This is a genomic window from Pseudomonas sp. LH21 (assembly GCF_036549575.1).
In the GTDB taxonomy this organism is placed as follows: Bacteria; Pseudomonadota; Gammaproteobacteria; order Pseudomonadales; family Pseudomonadaceae; genus Aquipseudomonas; species Aquipseudomonas peradeniyensis.
The window spans coordinates 1837758-1863840 of sequence record NZ_CP144367.1; the positions used below are offsets into that span (position 1 = coordinate 1837758).

At 66.6% G+C, this 26083-nt stretch carries 16 protein-coding genes; 3 read left to right on the plus strand and 13 right to left on the minus strand.

The genetic code is table 11. The annotated features are described in order from the left end of the window. Positions 1-21: 21 nt before the first annotated feature. From VUG52_RS08570 to ccoN (VUG52_RS08615), 10 genes are all read right to left on the minus strand, one after another. Entirely contained in the window at positions 22-552 is a 531-nt protein-coding gene (locus tag VUG52_RS08570; protein ID WP_050706575.1) for a FixH family protein, read from the minus strand. A 15-nt stretch (positions 553-567) separates the two neighbouring features. Beyond that, complete coding sequence (gene ccoG / locus VUG52_RS08575) at positions 568-1983, minus strand: cytochrome c oxidase accessory protein CcoG (RefSeq protein ID WP_050706574.1); 1416 nt, start codon at positions 1981-1983, stop codon at positions 568-570. Between the two features lie 304 nt (positions 1984-2287). Then, positions 2288-3265, minus strand: a complete 978-nt coding sequence (gene ccoP, locus VUG52_RS08580; protein ID WP_050706573.1) for a cytochrome-c oxidase, cbb3-type subunit III — start codon at positions 3263-3265, stop codon at positions 2288-2290. Continuing rightward, the gene (locus tag VUG52_RS08585; RefSeq protein ID WP_031315534.1) at positions 3262-3453 is read right to left on the minus strand and encodes a CcoQ/FixQ family Cbb3-type cytochrome c oxidase assembly chaperone; all 192 of its coding nucleotides are present in this window, start codon (positions 3451-3453) and stop codon (positions 3262-3264) included. Before VUG52_RS08585 ends, ccoP (VUG52_RS08580) begins: the two co-directional genes overlap by 4 nt. Before the next feature lie 5 nt (positions 3454-3458). Further along, positions 3459-4067 carry a cytochrome-c oxidase, cbb3-type subunit II gene (gene ccoO, locus VUG52_RS08590; RefSeq protein ID WP_023631369.1) on the minus strand — a complete coding sequence of 203 codons (609 nt, stop codon included), beginning with the start codon at positions 4065-4067 and terminating at the stop codon, positions 3459-3461. Continuing rightward, positions 4067-5509, minus strand: a complete 1443-nt coding sequence (gene ccoN / locus VUG52_RS08595) for a cytochrome-c oxidase, cbb3-type subunit I (RefSeq protein WP_050706572.1) — start codon at positions 5507-5509, stop codon at positions 4067-4069. Before ccoN (VUG52_RS08595) ends, ccoO (VUG52_RS08590) begins: the two co-directional genes overlap by 1 nt. Positions 5510-6067: 558 nt before the next feature. Further along, the gene (ccoP, locus tag VUG52_RS08600) at positions 6068-7009 is read right to left on the minus strand and encodes a cytochrome-c oxidase, cbb3-type subunit III (RefSeq protein ID WP_050706571.1); all 942 of its coding nucleotides are present in this window, start codon (positions 7007-7009) and stop codon (positions 6068-6070) included. Further along, the gene (locus VUG52_RS08605; protein ID WP_011533056.1) at positions 7006-7200 is read right to left on the minus strand and encodes a cbb3-type cytochrome oxidase subunit 3; all 195 of its coding nucleotides are present in this window, start codon (positions 7198-7200) and stop codon (positions 7006-7008) included. The genes ccoP (VUG52_RS08600) and VUG52_RS08605 overlap by 4 nt, the downstream gene beginning before the upstream one ends. A 5-nt stretch (positions 7201-7205) precedes the next feature. Beyond that, entirely contained in the window at positions 7206-7814 is a 609-nt protein-coding gene (gene ccoO / locus VUG52_RS08610; RefSeq protein WP_028692880.1) for a cytochrome-c oxidase, cbb3-type subunit II, read from the minus strand. Between the two features lie 13 nt (positions 7815-7827). Then, positions 7828-9252 (minus strand): cytochrome-c oxidase, cbb3-type subunit I, encoded by a 1425-nt coding sequence (gene ccoN / locus VUG52_RS08615; RefSeq protein ID WP_050706570.1) that lies wholly within the window; start codon positions 9250-9252, stop codon positions 7828-7830. Between the two features lie 49 nt (positions 9253-9301). Here ccoN (VUG52_RS08615) and VUG52_RS08620 point away from each other — a divergent pair, with 49 nt between their 5' ends. Next, a complete protein-coding gene (locus VUG52_RS08620; RefSeq protein WP_331832701.1) occupies positions 9302-9994 on the plus strand; it encodes an alpha/beta family hydrolase in 693 nt (230 codons plus the stop codon). A 102-nt stretch (positions 9995-10096) separates the two neighbouring features. Here VUG52_RS08620 and ppnP read toward each other — a convergent pair whose 3' ends face one another. Together ppnP and VUG52_RS08630 are read right to left on the minus strand one after the other, a co-directional pair. Then, positions 10097-10381, minus strand: a complete 285-nt coding sequence (gene ppnP, locus VUG52_RS08625; RefSeq protein ID WP_050706568.1) for a pyrimidine/purine nucleoside phosphorylase — start codon at positions 10379-10381, stop codon at positions 10097-10099. Between the two features lie 73 nt (positions 10382-10454). Continuing rightward, a complete protein-coding gene (locus tag VUG52_RS08630; RefSeq protein ID WP_050706567.1) occupies positions 10455-11006 on the minus strand; it encodes an exonuclease domain-containing protein in 552 nt (183 codons plus the stop codon). A 188-nt stretch (positions 11007-11194) separates the two neighbouring features. On the opposite strand from VUG52_RS08630, the gene VUG52_RS08635 reads away from it, so the two are divergent. Next, entirely contained in the window at positions 11195-11995 is an 801-nt protein-coding gene (locus VUG52_RS08635; RefSeq protein ID WP_050706566.1) for a substrate-binding periplasmic protein, read from the plus strand. Between the two features lie 187 nt (positions 11996-12182). Here the strand turns inward: VUG52_RS08635 and VUG52_RS08640 are convergent, their stop codons facing one another. After that, on the minus strand, positions 12183-12710 hold the full coding sequence (locus VUG52_RS08640) for an RNA polymerase factor sigma-70 (protein WP_050706565.1): 528 nt from the start codon (positions 12708-12710) through the stop codon (positions 12183-12185). Between the two features lie 319 nt (positions 12711-13029). On the opposite strand from VUG52_RS08640, the gene VUG52_RS08645 reads away from it, so the two are divergent. Next, positions 13030-25977: a non-ribosomal peptide synthetase gene (locus VUG52_RS08645; RefSeq protein ID WP_262951147.1), complete on the plus strand. Its 12948-nt coding sequence runs from the start codon at positions 13030-13032 to the stop codon at positions 25975-25977. The last annotated feature ends 106 nt before the right edge of the window (positions 25978-26083 follow it).

A 26083-nucleotide genomic window follows, 5' to 3' on the forward strand; every position in this document is an offset into this window, starting at 1 on the left:
CAGCCCCAGCGGTATCGCGGTTCATTGCTGGTGCTCGGCACCTTGCAACGCCTCGTCCCCCAGCTGCAAGGTCAGCCCATGCTCGACCTTCTCCTCCTCGAACAACCGCCACACATGCTCATCCTGGCTGCCCAGCAACTCGACGAAGCGCCGCCCCTGGACCTTGTCGTCGAGCTGGCCGACATAGCGGCCTTGCTCGGTACGGGTCAGCGGCACCTTGCGGTCCTTGTCCGGCTGGGTCGGCGAGATCAGGTTCAGTTCCAGCGTCTGCGGGTCGCTGTTGCCGGTCAGGCGCACTTCCACCTCGCCGGTCAGCTCGTCCAGGTGCACGCTGGCCTTGAGGTTGAGGGTCTGGGCCAGCAGCTCGCGGTCCAGCGAGCGGTTGATGCCCTTGCCGGCCTCGTAGTAGTTGTCGTTGACCAGGTTGTCCGGGTTGCGCACGGCAATGCTGACCATGGTCAGGCTCAGGCACACCGAGGTGGCCAGGATGCCGATGATGATCCAGGGCCAGAGGTGCTTGTACCAGGGGCTGGCGGCGGTGGCTGCAGGCATTGTTGGTGTTCTCTCTCAGCGGATCTGTGGGCCGATGAAACGGCTCTTGGCTTCAACCTGGCTGGCGCTGTCGTCGGCGTCCTTGAGGATGAAGGTGACTTCGTTGGTGGTCGAGGGCAGTTGTTCGGGAGCGACCGACAACTGCACCGGCAGGTTGACGATGTCGCCGGCGGCCACGCGGATCTCGCGCTGGCCTTCGAGCTTGAGGTCGGGCAGGCCGGCGGCGTCGAGCACGTAGACGTGGTCGCGCTGGTCCTTGTTCATCACTTTCAGGCTGTAGACGTTCTCGATCCGCCCCTGTGCGTTCTCGCGGTACAGCACGCGGTCCTTGGCCACGTCGAAGCCGACCAGTGAGCGGGTGGCGAAGGCGGTGATCAGGGCGCCAATCATCACCAGCAGCACCAGGGCGTAGCCGATCAGACGCGGGCGCAGCATGTGGGTCTTCTGCCCGGACAGGTTGTGCTCGGTGGTGTAGCTGATCAGGCCCTTGGGGTAGTTCATCTTGTCCATGATGCTGTCGCAGGCGTCGATGCAGGCGGCGCAGCCGATACACTCGATCTGCAGGCCGTCACGGATGTCGATGCCGGTGGGGCAGACCTGCACGCACATGGTGCAGTCGATGCAGTCGCCCAGGCCCTTGGCCTTGTAGTCGATGTCTTTCTTGCGCGGGCCGCGGGTCTCGCCGCGGCGTGGGTCGTAGGAGACGATCAGGGTGTCTTTGTCGAACATCACGCTCTGGAAGCGCGCGTACGGGCACATGTAGATGCACACCTGCTCGCGCAGCCAGCCGGCGTTGCCGTAGGTGGCCAGGGTGAAGAAGCCGACCCAGAAGTAGGCCCAGCCATCGGCCTGCCCGGTAAAGAACTCGATGGCCAGTTCGCGGATCGGCGCGAAGTAGCCGACGAAGGTCATGCCGGTGACGAAGCCGATCAGCAGCCACAGGCTGTGCTTGGCCAGCTTGCGCAGGAACTTGTTGGCGCTCATGGGCGCCTTGTCCAGCTTCATGCGCTGGTTGCGGTCGCCTTCGGTGACTTTCTCGCACCACATGAACACCCAGGTCCACACGCTTTGCGGGCAGGTGTAGCCGCACCAGACCCGGCCGGCGTAGACGGTGATGAAGAACAGGCCGAAGGCGGCGACGATCAGGATGCCCGAGAGCAGGATGAAGTCCTGGGGCCAGATGGTGGCGCCAAAGATGTAGAACTTGCGTTCGGGCAGGTTCCACCAGACGGCCTGGTGGCCGCCCCAGTTCAGCCAGACGGTGCCGAAGTACAGCAGGAACAACACCGCGCCACCGACCATCCGCAGCCTGCGGAAGATGCCGGTGAAGGCGCGGGTGTAGATTTTTTCGCGCGAGGCGTAGAGGTCGACGGAATCCTTCCCTTTGCTGGCAGGCGGGGTGACGTCATGTACCGGAATTTGCTTGCTCATCATCAAGTCCCACGGCAGTGGAGAAATGCCGCGGCCAGTGCGTGCCGGCCGCAGTCTCGCGCGTTCTGCTAGCGCTCTGCGGCCCATGATACGCCTGAGTTGGCGCGTGCGGGGCGCGCTGCGACCTTTAGTCGCGTTGGGTTCGTGGTGTGAATCGTGTTATGGCGGGTGTCAATTGATTCAGGTCATGAGGCCTGCAGGAATTGTGCTGTCAGTGCCGGCCTCTTCGCGGGTAAACCCGCTCCCACAGGTTCAGTGAAGTACCTGTGGGAGCGGGTTTACCCGCGAAGAGGCCAGGCCTGCCTTACTCGGTCTTGGCCGGTTCCGCCTGATGCGACAAGCTGTACACATAAGCGGCCAGCAAGTGCACCTTGTCGTTGCCCTGCATTTGCGCCTGGGCCGGCATCTGCCCCTGGCGGCCATAGCGAATGGTCTGCTGCAGCTGGGCGAAGCTCGAGCCGTAGATGAACGCCTGCGGGTGGGTCAGGTTCGGCGCGCCCATGGCCGGGGTGCCCTTGCCTTCAGGCCCGTGGCAGGCCACGCAGTTGGTGGCGAAGATCTGCTGGCCCTTGGCCGGGTCGGCCTTGGCGTCCTCGGGCAGCTTGCGTCCGTCCAGGTTGGTCAGCACGAAGGCCGCCACATCCGCCACGCCCTGCTCGCCGATCACAGTGGCCCAGCCCGGCATCACGCCGTGGCGACCATTCATGATGGTGGTCTTGATGGTCTCCGGCTCACCGCCCCAGCGCCAGTCGTTGTCGGTCAGGTTGGGGAAGCCGTAGGCGCCGCGGGCGTCGGAGCCGTGGCACACCGAGCAGTTGGAGGCGAACAGGCGCGCGCCCATCTTCAGAGCCTGCGGGTCCTTGGCCACATCCTCCAGCGGCATGGCGGCGAACTTGGCGAAGATTGGCCCGAAACGGGCGTCGGCCTTGGCCATTTCCTTTTCCCACTCGTGCACGCCGGTCCAGCCGGCCTGGCCGTTGGAAAACTCGGTCTTCTTGTCGTTGTCGACGTAGGCATAGCCCGGCAGGAGGCCTTTCCAGTTGCCCAGGCCCGGGTACAGCACCAGGTAGCCGAGGGCGAAGACCACGGTGCCGATGAACAGCCAGAACCACCATTTCGGCAGCGGGTTGTCGTACTCCTCGATGCCGTCGAAGGCGTGGCCGACGACTTCGTCGGTGATTTCCTCGCGCTGGCCCTTGCGGGTCGACAGCAGCAGCCAGGTCAAGGCGAAGATGGTGCCCAGGGTCAGGACGGTGACGTACAGACTCCAGAAGGTTGTCATTGTTTTTTGCTCCTAGAAGCTTGTGCTTGCTCGACGTGACGGGTGGCTTCGGGGTCGTCCGCGAACGGCAATTGCGTTGCCTCGTCGAATTCCCGCTTGCGCCGTGGGCTGAACACCCACAGCGCAAGGCCCACGAAGGCCACCAGCACCACGACGGTGCCCAGGCCGCGAATCATCCCGATATCCATCACGGTCACCGTTTGCTCTTGATGAGGGTGCCAAGGCCTTGCAGGTACGCGACCAGGGCGTCCATCTCGGTCTTGCCCTTGACCGCGTCGGCGGCGCCGGCGATGTCTTCATCGGTGTAGGGGGTGCCCAGGGTGCGCAGCACTTCCATCTTCTTGGCAGTGTCCTTGCCGTCGAGCTTGTGCTCGACCAGCCACGGGTAGGACGGCATCTTCGACTCAGGCACCACGTTGCGCGGGTTGTACAGGTGGGCGCGGTGCCAGTCGTCCGAGTAGCGGCCGCCGACCCGGGCCAGGTCCGGGCCGGTACGCTTGGAGCCCCACAGGAACGGGTGGTCCCACACGCTCTCGCCGGCCACCGAGTAGTGGCCGTAGCGCTCGGTCTCGGCACGGAACGGCCGGATCATCTGCGAGTGGCAGCCCACGCAGCCTTCGCGGATGTAGATGTCGCGGCCTTCGAGCTCCAGCGCGGTACGCGGCTTCATGCCCTCGACCGGCTTGTTGGTGACGTCCTGGAAGAACAGCGGGACGATCTGGGTGAGGCCACCGACGCTGACGGCGATGACCATGAAGAAGGCCATCAGGCCAATGTTCTTCTCGACTGCTTCATGCTTCATCAGTGGGCTCCCACGACGACGATCTTGGCGGCTTCCTCAGCCTGAACCGGGTTGGCGGCGCGCACGGTACGCAGCACGTTGTAGGCCATCAGCAGCATGCCGGAGGCGAAGAACGCACCGCCCAGGGCGCGGACGATGAAGCCCGGGTGGCTGGCCTGCAGGGCTTCGACGAAGGAGTAGGTGAGGGTGCCGTCGTCGTTGATGGCGCGCCACATCAGGCCCTGGGTGATGCCGTTGACCCACATCGAGGCGATGTACAGCACGGTGCCGATGGTGGCCAGCCAGAAGTGTGCGTTGATCAGGCCGACGCTGTGCATCTGATCGCGGCCGTAGAGTTTCGGGATCATGTGGTAGACCGCGCCGATCGAAATCATCGCCACCCAGCCGAGGGCGCCGGCGTGGACGTGGCCGATGGTCCAGTCGGTGTAGTGCGACAGCGAGTTGACCGTCTTGATGGCCATCATCGGGCCTTCGAAGGTGGACATGCCGTAGAACGCCAGCGAGACGACCAGGAAGCGCAGGATCGGGTCGGTGCGCAGCTTATGCCAGGCGCCCGAGAGGGTCATCATGCCGTTGATCATGCCGCCCCAGCTCGGCGCCAGGAGGATGATCGACATCACCATGCCCAGCGACTGCGCCCAGTCCGGCAGCGCGGTGTAGTGCAGGTGGTGGGGACCTGCCCAGATGTACAAGGTGATCAGCGCCCAGAAGTGCACGATCGACAGGCGATAGGAGTAGATCGGGCGTTCGGCCTGCTTGGGCACGAAGTAGTACATCATCCCGAGGAAGCCGGTGGTGAGGAAGAAGCCCACGGCGTTGTGCCCGTACCACCACTGGATCATCGCGTCGGTGGCGCCGGCGTAGGCCGAGTAGGACTTGAACAGGCTCACCGGCAGGGAGATGTGGTTGACGATGTGCAGCATCGCGGTGACCACGATGAACGCGCCGTAGAACCAGTTGCCGACATAGATGTGCTTGGTCTTGCGCTTGACGATGGTGCCGAAGAACACCAGGGCATAGGTGACCCAGACGATGGCCAGCAGGATCGCCAGCGGCCACTCGAGCTCGGCGTACTCCTTGGTGGTGGTGAAGCCCATCGGCAGGGTGATCAGCGCGCCGACGATCACCGCCTGCCAACCCCAGAAGGTGAAGGCGGCCATGCTGTCGGAGATCAGCCGGGTCTGGCAGGTGCGCTGCACCACGTAGTAGCTGGTGCCGAACAGGGCACAGCCACCGAAGGCGAAGATCACCAGGTTGGTGTGCAGTGGGCGCAGGCGGCCGAAGCTCGTCCATGGCAGGTCCAGGTTGAGCTGGGGCCATACCAGTTGCGAGGCGATGAAGACGCCGAGCCCCATGCCAAGGATCCCCCAGACCACCGTCATGATGGCGAACTGGCGGACGACCTTATAGTTATAAGCAGTCGGACTGATTGCAGTGCTCATTCTAAGGTTCCACGGTTTGGGTGTTCTTGTTGGTTGGTAAATCGGCGCCAGTATCGATAACCACCAGGGTTATGGCAACGCAAGGAAACCTGCGCCGACCCGTGTCCAGACCCTTTTCACCGCCGTCCCGCGGCTTCTGGGCTGGATGATTGTACACAAATAAATATTTGTAATGTGTACCGTTTTCCATGTTTTTCTGATCGTTCGGTCAAGCTTTTTAAACGGGGACGGGCACGCAAGGCGTCATCCCAAAGCCGCAGGCTCGTGAGCGTGGAGTCGATGCGTGATGTCAGGCTGTGCACCACGTCTGTTCCGGTCGCTGCGAGCGGAGCCACTGTGGCAACAAGCTTAGTTGTGTTCGGAGGGGGTGCAAGGCGGGAGGGGAGAGGGGGAGGTCTGTAGGAGATCACCAAACCCTTTGGGGCTGCACTCTCGCGCAGGGAGCGGAGTTGCAGGCTTTTACAGCGTGGGAGCGGGCTTGCCCCGCGATGGCGTCGGCCCGGGCGATGAGGTCGTCAGGTCTGGCGCCATCGCGGGGCAAGCCCGCTCCCACGAGTGTTACTTGGCAGTCACTGTTTCAGTGGCCTGCTCCTGCGACAGGCTGTACACATAGGCCGCCAGCAGGTGGACCTTGTCGTTGCCCTGGATGTCGTGCTGCGCCGGCATCTGGCCCTGACGGCCATAACGGATGGTCTGCTGCAGCTGGGCGAAGCTCGAGCCGTAGATGAACGCCTGCGGATGGGTCAGGTTCGGCGCGCCCATGGCCGGGGTGCCCTTGCCTTCGGGCCCGTGGCAGGCCACGCAGTTGGTGGCGAACAGCTCCTTGCCCTTGGCCGGGTCGGCCTTGGCATCAGCCGGCAGGGTGCGACCGTCGAGATTGGTCAGCACGAACGCGGCCACATCGGCCACGCCCTGCTCGCCGATCACCGTGGACCAGCCCGGCATGATGCCGTGGCGGCCGTTCATGATCGAGGCCTTGATGGTCTCCGGCTCGCCGCCCCAGCGCCAGTCGCTGTCGGTCAGGTTGGGGAAGCCGTAGGAGCCCTTGGCGTCGGAGCCGTGGCACACCGAGCAGTTGGAGGCGAACAGCCGGCTGCCCATCTTCAGTGCCTGCGGGTCCTTGGCCACTTCCTCCACCGGCATGGCGGCATACTTGGCGAAGATCGGGCCGAACTTGGCGTCGGCCTTGTCCATCTCTTTCTGCCACTCGTCCACCTGGGTCCAGCCATTCTCGTAGCCGGGCAGGATGCCTTTCCAGTTGCCCAGGCCCGGGTAGAGGATCAGGTAGCCGACCGAGAACACCAGGGTGCCGACGAACAGCCAGAACCACCATTTCGGCAGCGGGTTGTCGTACTCCTCGATGCCATCGAAGCTGTGGCCCATGGTCTGGTCGGTGGTGTCGCTGCTCTGGCCCTTGCGGGTGGCGAGCAGCAGCCAGGTCAGGCCGATCAGGCTGCCGAGGGTCAGTACGCTGATGTACGTACTCCAGAAGGTGGTCATTGCCGGGTACTCCTCATTGCAGCAGGTTCCTGCCCGGCGGGGGGCAGGCGGTCGTCGACGAAGGGCAGCAGGCGCGCTTCGGCGAAATCACGGTCGCGGCGACGGTTGAACACCCAGAGCGAGAGGCCGATGAAGGCGATCATCACCACCAGGGTGCCCAGGCCACGGATCATGCCGATGTCGATGTCCATCGCACTCACCTCTTGTTCTTGATCGCGGTGCCGAGCACCTGCAGGTAGGCGACCAGCGCGTCCATCTCGGTCTTGCCCTTGACCGCGTCCTTGGCGCCGGCGATGTCGTCGTCGCTGTACGGCACGCCGAGGCCGCGCAGGACGCGCATCTTGACGTCGGTGTGGCTGTTGTCGACCTGCGCGGCCACCAGCCATGGGTACGACGGCATCTTCGATTCCGGTACCACGTTGCGCGGGTTGTACAGGTGCGCGCGGTGCCAGTCATCCGAGTAGCGGCCGCCGACCCGGGCCAGGTCCGGACCGGTACGCTTGGAACCCCACAGGAACGGGTGGTCCCACACGCTCTCGCCGGCCACCGAGTAGTGGCCGTAGCGCTCGGTCTCGGCACGGAACGGCCGGACCATCTGCGAGTGGCAGCCCACGCAGCCTTCGCGGATGTAGATGTCGCGGCCTTCGAGCTGCAGGGCGGTGTAGGGCTTCATGCCCTCGACCGGCTTGTTGGTGACGTCCTGGAAGAACAGCGGGACGATCTGGGTCAGGCCGCCGATGCTGACGGCGAACACCATCAGCAGGGCCATCAGGCCTATGTTTTTCTCAACGACTTCATGGTTCATCAGGCTCTACTCCTCAAGCCAGCTGGGCGTTGGCGGTGGCTTGCTCGGCGGCCGGGGCGCGCACGGTGCGCCAGGTGTTCCAGGCCATCAGGAACATGCCGCTGAGGAAGATCACGCCGCCGACGAAGCGCACGACGAAGCCTGGGTGGCTGGCCACCAGGGTTTCGACGAACGAGTAGGTCAGCGTGCCGTCGCTGTTGACCGCGCGCCACATCAGGCCCTGGGCGATGCCGTTGACCCACATCGAGGCGATGTAGAGCACGGTGCCGATGGTGGCCAGCCAGAAGTGCGCGTTGATCAGCCCGAGGCTGTACATGCGTTCCTTGCCGAACACTTTCGGGATGGTGTGGTACAGCGCGCCGATGGAGATCATCGCCACCCAGCCGAGGGCGCCGGCGTGGACGTGGCCGATGGTCCAGTCGGTGTAGTGGGACAGGGCGTTGACCGTCTTGATGGCCATCATCGGGCCTTCGAAGGTGGACATGCCGTAGAACGCCAGGGAGACGACCAGGAAGCGCAGGATCGGGTCGCTGCGCAGCTTATGCCAGGCGCCCGAGAGGGTCATCATGCCGTTGATCATGCCACCCCAGCTTGGCGCCAGCAGGATCAGCGACATGATCATGCCCAGCGACTGCGCCCAGTCCGGCAGCGCGGTGTAGTGCAGGTGGTGCGGGCCGGCCCAGATGTACAGGGTGATCAGGGCCCAGAAGTGGACGATCGACAGGCGATACGAATACACCGGGCGCTCGGCCTGCTTGGGCACGTAGTAGTACATCATCCCCAGGAAGCCGGCGGTGAGGAAGAAGCCCACGGCGTTGTGGCCGTACCACCACTGCACCATGGCATCGGTCGCACCGGCGTACAGCGAGTAGGACTTGGTCAGGCTGACCGGAACTTCCAGGTTGTTGACGATGTGCAGGATCGCCACGGTGAGGATGAAGGCGCCGAAGAACCAGTTGCCCACGTAGATGTGCTTGGTATTGCGCTTCATCAGCGTGCCGAAGAACACCACGGCATAGGCCACCCAGACGATGGTGATCAGGATGTCGATCGGCCATTCCAGTTCGGCGTATTCCTTGGTGCTGGTGTAGCCCAGCGGCAGGCTGATCGCCGCCAGCAGGATCACCAGTTGCCAGCCCCAGAAGGTGAACGCGGCCAGGCGTGGCGCGAACAGGGTGGTCTGGCAGGTGCGTTGCACCGAATAATAGGAGGTGGCGAACAGGGCACAGCCGCCGAAGGCGAAGATCACCGCGTTGGTGTGCAAGGGTCGCAGGCGGCCGAAGCTGGTCCACGGCAGGTCGAGGTTGAAGGCGGGCCAGGCGAGCTGGGCGGCAATGAAGACGCCGAGCCCCATCCCGACGATGCCCCACACCACCGTCATGATGGCGAATTGGCGGACCACCTGATAGTTGTAGGCGGTACTGCTGGTTGTGTTCATGTATGGGTTCCCATCCACGGTTATAGGCAGGCTAAACAGCGAGGCAAGCATGATTAATGGGCAAAGTGCCGGTATTGACGGGGATCAATGGGCGAAGATCGCAAATGTCCCAGGCTTGCGCTGCGATCCTTCGAAAATGGCGGAGGATCGCGGCATTTCCAGCTGCCTGATCCTGGCCCATGGCGCCGGTGCGCCAATGGACAGCGGGTTCATGGAGGACATGGCGCAAAGGCTGGCGGGGCAAGGGGTAGGGGTGGTGCGCTTCGAGTTCCCGTACATGGCCGAGCGGCGCCTGAACGGCGGCAAGCGGCCGCCCAATCCGCAGAAGGTGTTGCTCGAATGCTGGCGGACTGTATACGACCAGCTGCGACCATTGGTCGCAGGTCGGTTGGCCGTTGGCGGCAAGTCCATGGGCGGGCGCATGGCCAGCCTGCTGGCGGACGAACTGGGCGCCGATGCGCTGGTGTGCCTGGGGTATCCGTTCTATGCGGTGGGCAAGCCTGAGAAGCCACGGGTGGAGCACCTGGCCGGGCTGCGCACGCGCACGCTGATCGTGCAGGGCGAGCGGGATGCCCTGGGCAATCGTGAGGCGGTGGCGGGGTATGCGCTATCGCCGGCGATCGAGGTGAGCTGGCTGGTGGCGGCGGATCATGACCTCAAGCCGTTGAAGGCGTCGGGGTTCAGTCATGAGCAGCACATGCAGGCGGCGGCGGAGCGGGTGGCGGCTTTCCTGAAAGATTGATGCAGGTTTCTTCGCGGGTAAACCCGCTCCCACAGGGACGGTGCAATCCTTGAACCCTGTGGGAGCGGGTTTACCCGCGAAGAGGCCGGTGCAGGCCGGCGCTCAGTCGCGATACTCGCACAGATAGGCGGTATCCACGGCGACCTTCAGCTGGAACTTGCTGTCGGCCGGCACGTTGAACTGGCTGCCGGCGTCGAACTTCTCCCAGTTGTCGCTGCCCGGCAGCTTGACGCTCAGGGCGCCGGAGACCACGTGCATGATCTCGCGCTTGGCGGTGCCGAACTCGTATTCGCCCGGGGCCATCACGCCCACGGTAGCCGGACCTTCCTTGCCTTCGAAGGCGATCGACTTGACGGTGCCATCGAAGTATTCATTGACCTTGAACATCGGGCGACTCCTGAAAAAGGACTGAAAAAAGGGCTGGCCAGTATGCCCAAGGCCCGCCCTTGCGTCATCTGTTTCAGGTGCTGCCCGGCGGCAGGCTCAGGGGCAGCAGGCGCGCGGTGTTGCGGGCGTCTTCCAGGGCCCGGTGCTGTTGCCCGGTAAACTGCAGGCCGGCCAGTTGCAGGGCACTGTTCAGGCCCGCCGGGCGCTGCAGGTGGCGGGCCTTGGCGAAGCGCTGCTTGAGGTTGATGTGCGGCAGTTGCTCCAGCAGGCTACGCACATGATGTGCCTGCCACTCCTGCAGCAGTTGCTTGCGGTCGTAGTCGCCCCAGCTGACCCAGGCCTGCAACTGCGCCTGGTGATGGCCCAGCCAGCGTTCGAACGCGGCCCAGACCTCGGGGAAGGGCGCGGCGGCATCGACCTCGGCCTGGCCGATGTGGGTCAGCTCGCGACAGAAGGGGGTCAGCTGCGGCCGCCGCCGAGGCCGCACGAAGCGCTGGAAGTGGTCGACCTCGCGCCCGTCGCGGGTGACCAGGCTTGCGCCGATTTCAATGATTTCCATCTCCGTGACCGGCCAGCCGCCGTCGTCGGTGGTGGCTTCCAGGTCGATCACCAACCAGTGGCCCATGCCAGGCTCCCTATCAATGCAAAAAAGCCTGCGCGCTCGCCGCGGCGCGTGCGCAGGCCAGTAGAGCGTAGCCAAACTCGAGGCCCACGACATCCCCTGGCACTTTGGCATATTCGGCGGTTGTGCCTGTGCGGGAAAACGCCTAGCTTAGGTGCATTCAGGCCTTTACCCGTGATGAGTGCCCCGACTTGATTCCACTGCCCAATGCCAAGCTGTCGTCCTCCCTGTTGCTGCTCGCGACGGTTTTGCTGAGTGCCGGGGCGCAGGCCGAGGTGGTGCGGGAAGTGAAGATCGGAGCGGCGCATTTCCCACCCTACACCGTGCGTCCGGAGCAGGGGGCCGATACCGGTCTGCTGCCGCAACTGGTGGAGTCGCTGAACCGCTCGCAGTCCTTGTACCGTTTCGTCCTGGTACCCACCTCGATTCCCCGGCGCTTCGGCGATTTCCAGCAGGGCCGCACCGACATGGCGATCTTCGAGAATCCGCAGTGGGGCTGGCAGGAGATCGAGCACAAGGCGGTGGACATGGGGCTGGAGGATGCCGAGATCTTCGTCAGTCGCCAGCAGGCCGGGCGTGACCAGCATTACTTCGACGACCTCGAGGGCAAGCGCCTGGCGCTGTTCAATGGCTATCACTACGCCTTTGCCGATTTCAACTCGGACCCGGCCTGGTTGAAGAAGCGCTACCGTGCGACGCTGACTTATTCCCACGACAGCAACTTGAACATGGTCGAGCGTGGGCGTGCCGACATCGCCCTGGTCACCCGCTCGTACCTGAGCGACTTCCTCCAGCGCAACCCGGACAGCGCCGGCCAGTTGCTGGCCTCGCAACGGGTCGACCAGGTCTATCATCACTACGCGCTGCTGCGCCCGGGTGCGGCCATCAGCCCCGAGGCTTTCGCCAGCCTGTTGCGCCAGTTGCGGGAGAATGGCGAGCTGCTGCGCATCTTCCAACCCTACAAGATCACCGTCGAAGCGCCGCACGACTAAAGTTCGGCGAAGTTGCTGCGTATTCAGTAATGAGCGTGCAGGATTCTGCAGTGCCCTAGGCAAACGCGTGCCACTGTGGGAGCGGCTTTAGCCGCGAACACCGGCGCAGCCGGTGCCAGGCACGGCGTTGGATTCTTCGCGGGTAAACCCGCTCCCACAGGGCCAAGCTGAATCAATGGAGAGCAGCTCAGCGCAGGCGGCTGCTCTTGCGGCAATGGATCAGCGCATCGCGGATCATGAAGTTGACCAGCGTCGGCGATACGCCCAGCTCCTTGGCGATGTCCTTCTGCGGCACGCCGTGCAGGCGGTACATCTCGAAGGCGTAGCGGGTGCGCTTGGGCAGCTCGTCGAGGGCGTCGGCGATGTGTTCCAGGGTGGCGAGATTGATGTGGGTGGCTTCGGGCGAGGCATTCTGGATGACCACATTCATCCCTTCCTCTTCGCTGCCGGTGTATTTCAGCTCCATGGCCTGCTTGCGGTAGTGATCGATGGCCAGGTTGCGCACGATCTGGAACAGGTAGCTGAGCTGGGCCTTGAAGGAAGAGGTGATCTGCGGGGCGGCGCTGAGCCTGAAGAAGGCGTCCTGCACCACATCCTCGGCGCGGGAGCGGCAACCGGTGATGCGCGCGGCGATCTTTACCAGGATGCTGCGGTTGTCGACGAATGCCTGGAGTAATGGTGAATCGCACTTACTTGTGGATAGTTGTTCCGCCATGGAAATCACCTTGTCTCGAAGAGGAGTGGGAGCGCACCCCTGGGGGAGGCTTCCTACGACGTGCGACAAACTATGCGTAATGATAATGATTGTCAAATACGAAAGTTAATGAGTTTTGATCCATTTTGGTTCTAAGCTCCAGGCTGTGAACTGCTTCACTCCATCCCTCTGCGCCCGGCCTTCCCGGGCCGTCCGACAGGCCTAATTTCTTCCCCGGCCCATCCGTTCCCCTGTGTACATCTCGGCTGCCGAACACTGCCCGCCTGTCGTGCGCGGGTCAGTCAGGCGCGACTCACCCAGACACTGGCAGGAACAATCCATGACGGACGCCTTCGAACTCCCGCACTCGCTGGTCCAGGCCCTGGCGCAGCGCGCCGCCCAGACCCCAGAGCGCATCGCCTTGCGCTTCCTGGCCGATGCGCCCGGCGAGCAGGCGGTGCTCAGCTACCGGGACCTCGACCAACGCGCGCGGACCATCGCCGCAGCGTTGCAGGCCCGGGCCGGATTCGGCGAGCGTGCCGTGCTGCTGTTCCCCAGCGGCCCGGACTATGTCGCGGCCTTCTTCGGCTGCCTGTATGCCGGGGTGATCGCCGTGCCGGCCTATCCGCCGGAGTCTTCGCGCCAGCATCATCAGGAGCGCTTGCTATCGATCATCGACGACGCCGAGCCGCGGCTGCTGCTGACGGTAGAAGCGCTGTGTGACAGTTTGCAGGGTCTCGAAGCCCTGGCTGGCGCCAGCGCTCCGGGCCTGCTGGCCGTGGATCGTCTGGACCCGCAGTTGGCCGGGCAGTGGCGCGAGCCCGAGCTCGCGGGCAATGACATCGCCTTCCTGCAGTACACCTCCGGCTCCACCGCGCTGCCCAAGGGCGTGCAGGTCAGCCACGGCAACCTGGTGGCCAACGAGCAACTGATCCGCCAGGGTTTCGGCATCGACCTGAACCCGGACGACGTGATCGTCAGCTGGCTGCCGCTGTACCACGACATGGGCCTGATCGGTGGCCTGCTGCAGCCGATCTTCAGCGGCGTGCCTTGCGTGCTGATGTCGCCGGGCTATTTCCTCGCTCGGCCGCTGCGTTGGCTGCAGGCGATCAGCGAATACGGCGGCACCATCAGCGGCGGTCCAGACTTCGCCTATAGGCTGTGCAGCGAGCGGGTCAGCGAGGCCGCGCTCGCCGGCCTGGACCTGAGCCGCTGGCGCGTGGCCTATTCCGGTTCCGAGCCGATACGCCAGGACAGCCTGGACACCTTCGCCGAAAAATTTGCCGCCTGTGGCTTCGACACCAGCAGCTTCTTCGCCAGCTACGGCCTGGCCGAGGCCACCCTGTTCGTCAGCGGCAGCCGCCGTGGCCAGGGCATCGGCGCCCTGGAACTGGATGCCGAGGCCTTCGCCGCCAACCGTGCCGAGCCGGGCAAGGGCAGCGTGCTGATGAGTTGCGGCTATCCGCAGCCGGACCACGCGGTGCGCATCGTCGAGCCGCAGCAGCTGCAGGTGCTGGCTGACAACCAGGTGGGCGAGATCTGGGCCGGCGGCCCGAGCATCGCCCTGGGCTACTGGCGCAACCCCGAGGCCAGCGCCCGTACGTTCGTCGAGATGGACGGCCAGACCTGGCTGCGCACCGGCGACCTGGGTTTCATGCGCGATGGCGAGGTGTTCGTCACCGGGCGCCTGAAGGACATGCTCATCGTCCGAGGCCAGAACATCTACCCGCAGGACCTGGAAAAGACCCTGGAGCGTGAGGTCGAGGTGCTGCGCAAGGGCCGGGTGGCGGTATTCGCCGTCGACGACCAGGGCGAGGAGGGCATCGGCGTGGCGGTGGAGATCAGCCGCAATGTGCAGAAGGCGCACACGCCCGAGGCGCTGATCAACACCCTGCGTCGGGTCATCGCCGACGCCTGCCGCCAGGCCCCGGCCGTGGTCCTGCTGCTCAACCCCGGCGCGCTGCCCAAGACCTCCAGCGGCAAGCTGCAGCGCTCGGCCTGCCGCCTGCGCATGAACGACGGCAGCCTGGATATCTATGCGCGGTTCCCGACGGCGCAAACGGAGCAGGTTAATGGCGTGGCGGGTGACGACCTGCAGGCACGGATCGCCGGTATCTGGCGTGAACTGCTCAAGGTCGAGGCGGTGGCGGCGGACGATCACTTCCTGCTGCTGGGCGGCAACTCCATCGCCGCCACCCAGGTGACCGCGCGCCTGGGCGACGAGCTGGGCCTGCAACTGAGCCTGCGCACCCTGTTCGAAGCGCCGACCCTGGCCGACTACAGCGCCGCCGTGGCGGCCATTGTCGCCGAAGGCGGCACCGCAGCGGGCGTGATCCGCAACCAGGACCGCGACCAGGCGTTGCCGCAGTCACTGGCACAAAATCGCCTGTGGCTGTTGTGGCAACTGGAGCCGCAGTCCGCCGCCTACAACATCCCCGCCGGTCTGCACCTGCGCGGCGAGCTTGACGAGGCGGCGCTGCAGGCGAGCTTCCAGGCACTGGTCGCCCGCCATGAATCCTTGCGCACGCTGTTCGACGAGGTCGACGGCCAGGCCGTGCAGCGCATCCTGCCGAGCCAGTCGTTCAGCCTGCGTCATCTGGATCTCGAAGGGCTGTCGCCTGCCGAGGTGGCCGCGCGCCGCGAGGACGAGGCGCAGCAGCCGTTCGACCTGCGTCAGGGCCCGCTGCTGCGGGTGACCCTGGCCCGCCTGGACGATGAAGAGCACCAGCTGTGGGTGACCCTGCACCACATCGTTGCTGACGGCTGGTCGCTGAACATCCTGCTGGATGAGTTCGCCCGCCTGTACGCCGCCCAGGGCCAGGCCGTGCAACTGCCTGAACTGACACTGGGCTACGCCGACTACGGGCAGTGGCAGCGCCAGTGGCTGGCCGACGGCGAGAGCGCCCGTCAGCTCGACTACTGGAAGAACACGCTGGGTGATCAACTGCCGGTGCTCGACCTGTGCACCGACCAGCCTCGCGCCAGCCAGCAGCACACCCGCGCTGCGCGCCACAGCCTCAAGGTGCCGGCGGCGCTGACCAGCGCCCTCAAGGAACTGGCCCGCGACCAGCAGGCCAGCCTGTTCATGGTCCTGCTGGCCGGCTGGCAGGCCCTGCTGCACCGCTACAGCGGCCAGGTCGACATCCGCGTCGGCGTGCCCAACGCCAACCGCCCGCGCCTGGAAACCCAGGGCATGGTCGGCTTCTTCATCAACACCCAGGTGCTGCGCGCCGAGCTCGACGGCCGCCTGCCGTTCGCCGGGCTGCTGGCCCAGGCGCGCCAGGCCACCCTGGAGGCCCAGGCCCATCAGGACCTGCCGTTCGAGCAGTTGCTCGAAGCGCTGCCGCAGGCCCGTGAGCAGGGCCTGTTCCAGGTGATGTTCAACCACCAGCAGCGCGACCTGTCGGCCCTGCGTCGCCTGCCCGGGCTGCTGGCCGAAGAGCTGCCGTGGCACAGCCGCGAGGCCAAGTTCGACCTGCAGCTGCACAGCGAGGAAGACCACCAGGGCCGCCTGACGCTGGCCTTCGACTACGCCGCCGGGTTGTTCGAGGCGGCCACCGTCAAGCGCCTGGCCAGCCATCTGCTGGCCTTGCTCGAGCAGGTCTGCGCCGAACCGCAGCTGGCCCTTGGCGAAGTGCGCCTGCTCGACGAGCAGGGCCGCGCGCAACTGCTCGGCTGGGGGCAGGCACCGATGACGAGCGCGCCGCGGCTGCTGGTCGAGCAACTCAATGAACAGGCCCGCCTGACCCCCGAGCGCACCGCGCTGGTGTGGGAGGGCGGCCAGCTCAGCTATGCCGAGCTGCACCAGCAGGCCAACCGCCTGGCCCACTACCTGCGTGACAAGGGCGTCGGCCCGGACACCTGCGTGGCCATCGCCCTGGAGCGTTCGCCACAGCTGCTGGTCGGCCTGCTGGCCATCCTCAAGGCCGGCGGCGCCTATGTGCCGCTGGACACCGACTACCCGGCCGAGCGCCTGGCCTACATGTTGGCCGACTGCAAGGCCGGCCTGCTGCTCAGCCACGCCAGCCTGCTCGACAAGCTGCCGCAGGTGGACGGCGTCAGCGCCATTGCACTCGACCAGCTGCACCTGGACAGCTGGCCGAGCCAGGCTCCCGGTCTGCACCTGCACGGCGACAACCTTGCCTACGTGATCTACACCTCCGGCTCCACCGGCCAGCCCAAGGGCGTGGGCAACACCCACGCGGCCCTGGCCGAACGCTTGCAGTGGATGCAGCAAACCTACGCGCTGGACGACAGCGACGTGCTGATGCAGAAAGCGCCGATCAGCTTCGACGTGTCGGTGTGGGAGTGTTTCTGGCCGTTGGTCACCGGTTGCCGGCTGGTGCTGACCGGCCCCGGCGAGCACCGTGACCCGCAGCGCATCGCCCAGCTGATCCAGCAACACGGGGTGACCACGCTGCACTTCGTGCCGCCGCTGCTGCAGGTGTTTGTCCAGGAGCCGCTGGCCGCCGGCTGCACCAGCCTGCGCCGGTTGTTCTCCGGTGGCGAGGCGCTGTCCGCGGCCCTGCGCGACCGCGTGCTGCAACTGCTGCCGCAAGTGCAACTGCACAACCGCTACGGCCCGACCGAAACCGCCATCAACGTTACCCACTGGCACTGCCAGTCGGATGACGGTGCGCGCTCACCCATTGGCCGCCCGCTGGGCAACGTGCTGTGCCGGGTGCTGGACGACGAATTCGAGCTGAGCGCGCCGGGCGTACCCGGCGAGCTGTGCCTGGGAGGCGCGGGCCTGGCCCGTGGTTACCTCGGCCGTCCGGGGTTGACCGCCGAACGCTTCGTGCCCCAGCCCGATGGCGACGGCGCGCGCCTGTACCGCAGTGGCGACCGCGCCCGCTGGCAGGTGCAGAGCCAGGCCCTGGAGTACCTGGGCCGCCTCGACCAGCAGGTGAAGGTGCGCGGTTTCCGCGTCGAGCCCGAGGAAGTGCAGGCGGTGCTGCTGGCCCAGCCGGGTGTCGCCCAGGCGTTGGTGCTGATCCACCAGGACGCCGTCGGTGCCCAGCTGGTGGGCTACTACAGCGGCATCGAGCAGAGCGACGCGCTGCTGGCCGCGCTGGCCGAGCGCCTGCCGGCCTACATGGTGCCGGCGCAGCTCATCCACCTGGCGCAGATGCCCCTGGGGCCGAGCGGCAAGGTCGAGCGCAAGGCGCTGCCGGCGCCGGTCTGGCAGCAACGTGAACATGTCGAGCCGCAGAGCGCGCTGCAGCAGCAGGTCGCGGCGATCTGGCGCGAGGTGCTGAACCTGCCGCAGGTCGGTCTGCAGGACGACTTCTTCGCCCTCGGCGGCCACTCGCTGCTGGCCACCCAGATCGTCTCGCGCACCCGCCAGGCGCTGGATGTCGAGCTGCCACTCAAGGCCCTGTTCGACGCCAGCGAGCTGGGCGCGTTCTGCGCCGAAATCGCCCGCCTGCAGGGCAGCGGCGAGCGCAACCGCCAAGGCGCCATCGCCCGTGTCGACCGCCGCCAGGCCGTGCCGCTGTCGTACTCGCAGCAGCGCATGTGGTTCCTCTGGCAGATGGACCCGCGCAGCCCCGCCTACAACGTCGGCGGCATGGCCCGCTTCCAGGGACCGCTGCACGTGGACGCCTTCGAGCGCGCCCTGCAGGCGCTGATCGTGCGCCATGAAACCCTGCGCACCACCTTCCCCAGCATCGACGGCAAGCCGTACCAGTGCGTGGCCGACGACAGCCACCTGCAACTGCACTGGCACGACTTCAGCGCCCTGGCCGACGAGGCCCGCCAGCAACGCCTCCAGCAACTGGCCGACGACCAGGCGCACCAGCCGTTCGACCTGGAGCGCGGCCCGCTGCTGCGCGCCTGCCTGGTCAAGGCCGGCGAGCGCGAGCACTACTTCGTCCTGACCCTGCACCACATCGTCACCGAAGGCTGGGCCATGGACATCTTCGCCCGTGAGCTGGGCGAGCTGTACGAGGCCTTCGTCGACGAGCGCGAGTCGCCGCTGGCGCCGCTGCCGGTGCAGTACCTCGACTACAGCGTGTGGCAGCGCCAGTGGCTGGAAAGCGGCGAGGGCGCCCGTCAGCTGGCCTACTGGAAAGACCGCCTGGGCGACGAGCACCCGGTGCTGGCGCTGCCGGCCGACCGCCCGCGCCCGGCGGTGCAGAGCCACCAGGGTGAGCTCTACCGCTTCGATCTGGATCCGGCGCTGGTCAAGCGCGTGCATGCCTTCAACAGCCAGCGCGGCCTGACCCTGTTCATGACCATGACCGCCACCCTGGCCGCGCTGCTGCATCGCTACAGCGGCCAACGCGACCTGCGCATCGGCGCGCCGGTGGCCAACCGCATCCGCCCGGAAAGCGAGGGGCTGATCGGCGCCTTCCTCAACACCCAGGTGCTGCGCTGCGAGCTGGACGGGCAGATGAGCGCCGGCGCGCTGCTCGACCAGGTGCGCCAGACCATCATCGATGGCCAGTCGCACCAGGACCTGCCGTTCGAGCAACTGGTCGAGGCCCTGCAGCCGCCGCGCTCGAGCGCCTACAACCCCCTGTTCCAGGTGATGTGCAACGTGCAGCGCTGGGCCTTCCAGCAGAGCCGTGAGCTGGTGGGCATGCAGGTGGACTACCTGGTCAACGATGCCAGCGCCACCAAGTTCGACCTGTACCTGGAGGTCACCGACCTCGACGGCCGCCTGGGCTGCTGCTTCACCTACAGCCGCGACCTGTTCGACGAACCGCGCATCGCCCGCATGGCCGAGCACTGGCAGCAGCTGCTGGTGGCGCTGATCGATGACCCGCAGCAGCGCCTGTGCGAACTGCCGATGCTCGCCGAAGCCGAGCAGCAGGTGCTGATCGGCCAGCTTCAGGGCGAGCAGGACTTCGAGCTGAACCAGACGCTGCACGGGCTGTTCGCCGCCCAGGCCGAGCGCACCCCGCAGGCCCTGGCCCTGACCTTTGCCGGCAAGCACTTGAGCTATGCCGAGCTCGACCAGCAGGCCAATCGCCTGGCCCGCGCCCTGCGCGAACGTGGCGTCGGCCCGCAGGTGCGGGTGGGTTTGGCGCTGGAACGCTCGCTGGAGATGGTGGTGGGCCTGCTGGCCATTCTCAAGGCCGGTGGTGCCTATGTGCCGCTGGACCCGGAGTATCCCCTCGACCGCCTGCGCTACATGATCGAGGACAGCCGCCTCGGCCTGCTGATCGGCCAGCGCGACCTGCTCGACACCCTGGGCGAACTGCCGCCGGGCGTCGCGCGCTGGAGCCTGGAGGACGATGCCGCGAGCCTGTCCGCCTACAGCGACGCCGCCCTGGACAACTTCAACCTGGCGCAGCACCAGGCCTACCTGATCTACACCTCCGGCTCCACCGGCAAGCCCAAGGGCGTGGTGGTCAGCCACGGTGAAATCGCCATGCACTGCAAGGCGGTGATCGCCGAGTTCGGCATGCGCAGCGACGACTGCGAGCTGCATTTCTATTCGATCAACTTCGACGCCGCCAGCGAACGCCTGCTGGTGCCGCTGCTGTGCGGCGCCCGTGTGGTGCTGCGTGCCCAGGGGCAGTGGGGCGCAGAGGAAATCTGCCAGCTGGTGCGCGAGCAGCAGGTCAGCGTGCTCGGCTTTACCCCGAGCTACGGCAGCCAGCTGGCCCAGTACCTGGCCGGGCAAGGCGAGCAGCTGCCGGTGCGCCTGGTGATCACCGGTGGCGAGGCGCTGACCGGCGAACACCTGCAGCGCATCCGCCAGGCCTTTGCCCCGCAACAGTTCTTCAACGCCTACGGCCCAACCGAGACCGTGGTCATGCCGCTGGCGTGCCTGGCGCCGGACACGCTGCCCGTCGATGCCGGCAGCGTGCCGATCGGCCGGGTGATCGGTGCCCGCACGGCTTATATCCTCGACGACGACCTGGCCCTGCTGCCACAGGGCGGCATCGGTGAGCTGTACGTGGGTGGCGCGGGCCTGGCCCAGGGCTACCACGACCGTCCGGGCCTGAGCGCCGAGCGCTTCGTCGCCGACCCGTTCAGCCATGACGGTGGCCGTCTGTACCGCACCGGCGACCTGGTGCGCCTGCGCGCCGATGGCCTGGTGGAATATGTCGGGCGTGCCGACCAGCAGGTGAAAATTCGCGGTTTCCGTATCGAGCTGGGCGAGATCGAGAGCCGCCTGCAGGAGCATGCCGACGTCGAGGAGGCGGTGGTCCTGGCCCTCGACCTGCCGGGGGGCAAGCAACTGGTGGGCTACCTGGTGTGCCCGCAGGCCAGCGCCGACGGCGAGGCCCAGGCCCTGCTGCGCGAGGCGGTCAAGGCCGATGCCCGCCAGCACCTGCCGGACTACATGGTACCGGCGCACCTGGTGCTGCTCGACAGCCTGCCGCTGATGGGCAACGGCAAGCTCGACCGCCGCGCGCTGCCGGCGCCGGACCTGGAACAGGCGCGCCAGCACTACCAGGCTCCGGCCAACGAGCTGGAAAGCCAGCTGGCGCAGGTCTGGCGCGAAGTGCTCAACCTGTCGCGCATTGGCGTGCAGGACAACTTCTTCGAACTGGGTGGCGATTCGATCCTGTCGATCCAGGTGGTCAGCCGGGCCCGTCAGCTGGGGCTGCAGTTCACCCCGCGCGACCTGTTCCAGCACCAGACCATCCAGACCCTGGCTGCGGTGGTGACCCGCAGCGAAGCGCCGAGCAGCATTGAACAAGGGCCGCGCGAGGGCCGCAGCGGCCTGACGCCGATCCAGCACTGGTTCTTCGACAGCGAAGTGCCGCAACCACAGCACTGGAACCAGGCGGTGCTGCTGCAGGTGCGCCAGCCGCTGCAGGCCGAGGCGCTGGAGCGGGCCCTGGCCGCGCTGGTCGAACACCACGACAGCCTGCGCCTGCGCTTCGGCCAGGCCAGCGGTCGCTGGCAGGCCGAGTACGCCCAGCCGAGCAGCCAGCCGTTGCTGTGGACCGCGACCGTGAGCGATTTCGAGGACTGCCAGGCGCTCTATACCGATGTGCAGCGCAGCCTCGACCTTGCCGAGGGGCCGTTGCTGCGCGCCTTGCTGGTCAGCGACGAGCAGGGCGCCCAGCGCCTGCTGCTGGCGATCCATCACCTGGTGGTCGATGGCGTGTCCTGGCGTGTCCTGCTGGAAGACCTGCAGGCGCTGTACCGCGGTGAAACGCTGGCCGCCAAGACCCATGCCATGGGCGATTGGGCGGCGCGCCTGGCCAGCTATGCCGGCAGCGATTCACTGCGCGACGAGCTGGGCTGGTGGGAAGCGCAACTGGGCAACGCCCGTCGCGAACTGCCCTGTGACCATCCCCAGGGCGGCAACCTGCACTGCCATGCCCGCAGCATCGCCATCGAGCTGGACGTCGAGCAGACCCGCCAGCTGCTGCAACAGGCGCCGGCGGCCTACCACACCCAGGTCAATGACCTGCTGCTGACCGCCCTGGCGCGCACCCTGTGCCAGTGGAGCGGCGATCAACAGGTGCTGGTGCAGCTGGAAGGCCATGGTCGCGACGGCTTGTTCGAGGACATGGACCTGACCCGCAGCGTCGGCTGGTTCACCAATGCCTACCCGCTGAGCCTGAGCCCGGAGATGGGCGAGGGCGAATCGGCCCGTGCCGGCTCGATCAAGCGCATCAAGGAGCAACTGCGCCAGGTGCCGCACAAGGGGTTGGGTTATGGCGTGCTGCGTTACCTGGCCGATGAGGCCGGGCGCGAACGCATGGCCGCGCTGCCCCAGGCGCGCATCACCTTCAACTACCTGGGCCAGTTCGACCAGCAGTTCGACCAGGCGGCGTTGTTCCAGCCGCTCGACGCTCCCGCAGGCCTGGCCCATGACCTCGACGCGCCGCTGCCGAACTGGCTGAGCGTCGATGGCCAGGTGTACGGCGGCGCGCTGCAACTGCGCTGGAGCTTCAGCGCCGAGCGCTACGACGAAGCGACCATTGCCCGCCTGGCCGAAGCCTACCGCCAGGAGCTGCTGGCCCTGGTCGGCCACTGCCTGGCGGACGGCAACGGCAGCTTCACGCCGTCGGACTTCCCGCTGGCGCAACTGACCCAGGAGCAGATCGACGCGCTGCCGATCCTGGCCGCCGAGATCGAGGATGTCTACCCGCTGACGCCGATGCAGGAAGGCCTGCTGCTACACACCCTGCTCGAGCCGGGCACCGGCATCTACTACATGCAGGACCGCTACCGCATCAACAGCGCCCTCGACCCCGAGCGTTTCGCCCAGGCCTGGCAGGCCGTGGTGGCGCGTCACGAAGCGCTGCGCGCATCGTTCAGCTGGAACGCCGGCGAAGCGATGCTGCAGATCATCCACAAGCCTGGCAAGACGCCGGTGGACTACCAGGACTGGCGCGGCCTCGACGAGCACGCCCAGGAAGCGCGCCTGCAGGCCCTGCACAAGCAGGAGCGCGAGGCCGGCTTCGAACTGCTGCGCGAAGCGCCGTTCCACCTGCGCCTGGTGCGCGTCGACGACGCACGCTACTGGTTCATGATGAGCAACCACCACATCCTCATCGATGCCTGGTGCCGCTCGCTGCTGATGAACGACTTCTTCGAGATCTACCAGGCCCTGGGCGAGGGACGCCAGGCCCAGTTGCCGGTGCCGCCGCGCTACCGCGACTACATCGGCTGGCTGCAGCGCCAGGACCTCGACGAGGCGCGCCAGTGGTGGCAGGCCAACCTGGCCGGCTTCGAACGGGCCACGGCGATCCCCAGCGATCGGCCGCTGCGCCACGATCACGCCGGTGACGGCATGCTGGTGGGCGATTGCTACACCCGCCTCGAGCTGAGCGAGGGCGCGCGCCTGCGCGAACTGGCCCAGGCTCACCAGCTGACGGTCAACACCTTCGCCCAGGCGGCCTGGGCCCTGACCCTGGCCCGTTACAGCGGCGACCGCGACGTGGTGTTCGGCGTCACGGTGGCCGGGCGCCCGGTGAGTCTGCCGCAGATGCAGCGCACGGTCGGCCTGTTCATCAACAGCATCGCCCTGCGCGTGCAGATGCCGCAGCCCGGCGAGCGGCGTAGCGTGCGTGACTGGCTGCAAGGCCTGCTCGACCGCAACATGCAGTTGCGCGAGTACGAGTACCTGCCGCTGGTGGCGATCCAGGAATGCAGCGAACTGCCCAAGGGCCAGCCGCTGTTCGACAGCCTGTTCGTGTTCGAGAACGCCCCGGTGGAAACCGCCGTGCTCGACCACGCCCAGCACTTGGATGCCAGCTCCGACTCGGGCCGCACCCACACCAACTTCCCGCTGACCGCGGTATGCTACCCGGGCGACGACCTGGGCCTGCACCTGTCGTTCGACCAGCGCTACTTCGACTACCCGACCGTCGAGCGCCTGCTCGCCGAGTTCAAGCGCCTGCTGCTGGCGCTGGTCGAAGGCTTCGACGGCGAGGTGGATGAGCTGGCATTGCTGGGCGCCGACGAGCAGCGCTTCCTGCTCGACGACTGCAACCGCACTGAGCACAGCTACGCCCTGGAGCAGAGCTACGTCGAGCTGTTCGAGGCGCGGGTCGCCGCGCACCCGCAGCGCACTGTCGCCCGTTGCCTGGATGCCGCCTACGACTATGCCGGTTTGAACGTGGCGGCCAACCGCCTCGGCCATGCCCTGGTCGCGGCCGGCGTGGCCATCGACCAACCGGTGGCGCTGCTGGCCGAGCGCGGCCTGGCGCTGCTGGGCATGATCGTCGGCAGCTTCAAGGCCGGCGCCGGTTACCTGCCGCTGGATCCGGGCCTGCCGTCGGCGCGCCTGCAACGCATCGTCGAGCTCAGCCGCACGCCGGTACTGGTGTGCAGCGCGGCCTGCGCCGAGCAGGCGCGCCAGCTGCTCGACGAAGTGGCGGGCGCGGCACGGCCGAAGCTGCTGGTCTGGGAAGAGGTGCAGGCGAGCAACGTGGCCAGCCACAACCCCGGCATCCACAGCGCGCCGGACAACCTCGCCTACGTGATCTACACCTCCGGCTCCACCGGCCTGCCCAAGGGCGTGATGGTCGAGCAGCGCGGCATGCTCAACAACCAGCTGAGCAAGGTGCCGTACCTGGCCTTGGACGAGCAGGACGTGATCGCCCAGACCGCCTCGCAGAGCTTCGACATCTCGGTGTGGCAGTTCCTCGCCGCGCCGCTGTTCGGGGCCAAGGTGCAGATCGTGCCGAACGCCATCGCCCACGACCCGCAGGGCCTGCTGAGCCATGTGCAGGCCACCGGCATCACCGTGCTGGAGAGCGTGCCGTCGCTGATCCAGGGCATGCTGGCCAACGACCACCAGGCCCTCGACGGCCTGCGCTGGATGCTGCCGACCGGCGAGGCCATGCCGCCCGAGCTGGCCGCCCAGTGGCTGCAGCGCTACCCGGCCATCGGCCTGGTCAACGCCTATGGCCCGGCGGAGTGTTCGGATGACGTGGCGTTCTTCCGCGTCGATGCCGCCTCGACCCAGGGCAGCTACCTGCCGATCGGCACGCCGACCGACAACAACCGCCTGTACCTGCTCGGCGAGGACCAGACCCTGGTGCCGCTGGGCGCGGTGGGCGAGCTGTGCGTCGCCGGTACCGGCGTGGGCCGTGGCTATGTGGGCGATCCGCTGCGCACCGCCCAGGCATTCATCCCGCATCCGTACGGTGCACCGGGCGAGCGGCTGTACCGCACCGGCGACCTGGCCCGGCGCCGTCCCGATGGCGTGCTGGAGTACGTCGGGCGTATCGACCACCAGGTGAAGATCCGCGGCTACCGCATCGAGCTGGGCGAGATCGAGGCACGCCTGCACGAGCAAGCCGAGCTGCGCGATGCCGCGGTGGGCGTGCAGGAGGGCGTCAACGGCAAGCACCTGGTCGGCTACCTGGTGGCGCACCAGGGCGTCGCCGCCGACGCCGCGCTGCTCGACCAACTCAGGCAGCGCCTGCGCGCCGAACTGCCGGAGTACATGGTGCCGCTGCACTGGGGCTGGTTCGACAGCCTGCCGCACAACGCCAACGGCAAGCTCGACCGCAAGGCGCTGCCGGCCATCGAGATCGGCGGCCAGCACAGCCAGGCCTACCTGGCGCCGCGTGACGAACTGGAACAGGCCCTCGCCGGCATCTGGGCCGATGTGCTCAAGGCCGAACGGGTGGGCGTGCGCGACAACTTCTTCGAGCTGGGCGGGCATTCGTTGCTGGCGACGCAGATCGCCTCGCGGGTGCAGAAGGCCCTGCAGTTGAACGTGCCGTTGCGGGCGATGTTCGAGTGCAGCACGGTGGAGGAGTTGGCGGAGTACGTGCGCGGGCTGCAGGACAGCGCGCTGGATGACGCCAAGGTCGATCGGTTGAGCGACCTGATGGCGGAGCTGGAGGCGTTGTAACTGCATTGCCTTCAGCGCGGGGGCTGCCTGTTCCCAGAGGATCAGGCAGGCCCCGCGCTGACGCGCCGATATGGCGTATGGCCACCCTGTAATCCTCACCCTTGCC

Coding starts and splice junctions, on each gene's coding strand:
- VUG52_RS08570 (WP_050706575.1), bottom strand. CDS start 552: ATGCCTGCAGCCACCGCCGCCAGCCCCTGGTACAAGCACCTCTGGCCC.
- ccoG (WP_050706574.1), bottom strand. CDS start 1,983: ATGAGCAAGCAAATTCCGGTACATGACGTCACCCCGCCTGCCAGCAAA.
- ccoP (WP_050706573.1), bottom strand. CDS start 3,265: ATGACAACCTTCTGGAGTCTGTACGTCACCGTCCTGACCCTGGGCACC.
- VUG52_RS08585 (WP_031315534.1), bottom strand. CDS start 3,453: ATGGATATCGGGATGATTCGCGGCCTGGGCACCGTCGTGGTGCTGGTG.
- ccoO (WP_023631369.1), bottom strand. CDS start 4,067: ATGAAGCATGAAGCAGTCGAGAAGAACATTGGCCTGATGGCCTTCTTC.
- ccoN (WP_050706572.1), bottom strand. CDS start 5,509: ATGAGCACTGCAATCAGTCCGACTGCTTATAACTATAAGGTCGTCCGC.
- ccoP (WP_050706571.1), bottom strand. CDS start 7,009: ATGACCACCTTCTGGAGTACGTACATCAGCGTACTGACCCTCGGCAGC.
- VUG52_RS08605 (WP_011533056.1), bottom strand. CDS start 7,200: ATGGACATCGACATCGGCATGATCCGTGGCCTGGGCACCCTGGTGGTG.
- ccoO (WP_028692880.1), bottom strand. CDS start 7,814: ATGAACCATGAAGTCGTTGAGAAAAACATAGGCCTGATGGCCCTGCTG.
- ccoN (WP_050706570.1), bottom strand. CDS start 9,252: ATGAACACAACCAGCAGTACCGCCTACAACTATCAGGTGGTCCGCCAA.
- VUG52_RS08620 (WP_331832701.1), top strand. CDS start 9,302: ATGATTAATGGGCAAAGTGCCGGTATTGACGGGGATCAATGGGCGAAG.
- ppnP (WP_050706568.1), bottom strand. CDS start 10,381: ATGTTCAAGGTCAATGAATACTTCGATGGCACCGTCAAGTCGATCGCC.
- VUG52_RS08630 (WP_050706567.1), bottom strand. CDS start 11,006: ATGGGCCACTGGTTGGTGATCGACCTGGAAGCCACCACCGACGACGGC.
- VUG52_RS08640 (WP_050706565.1), bottom strand. CDS start 12,710: ATGGCGGAACAACTATCCACAAGTAAGTGCGATTCACCATTACTCCAG.
- VUG52_RS08645 (WP_262951147.1), top strand. CDS start 13,030: ATGACGGACGCCTTCGAACTCCCGCACTCGCTGGTCCAGGCCCTGGCG.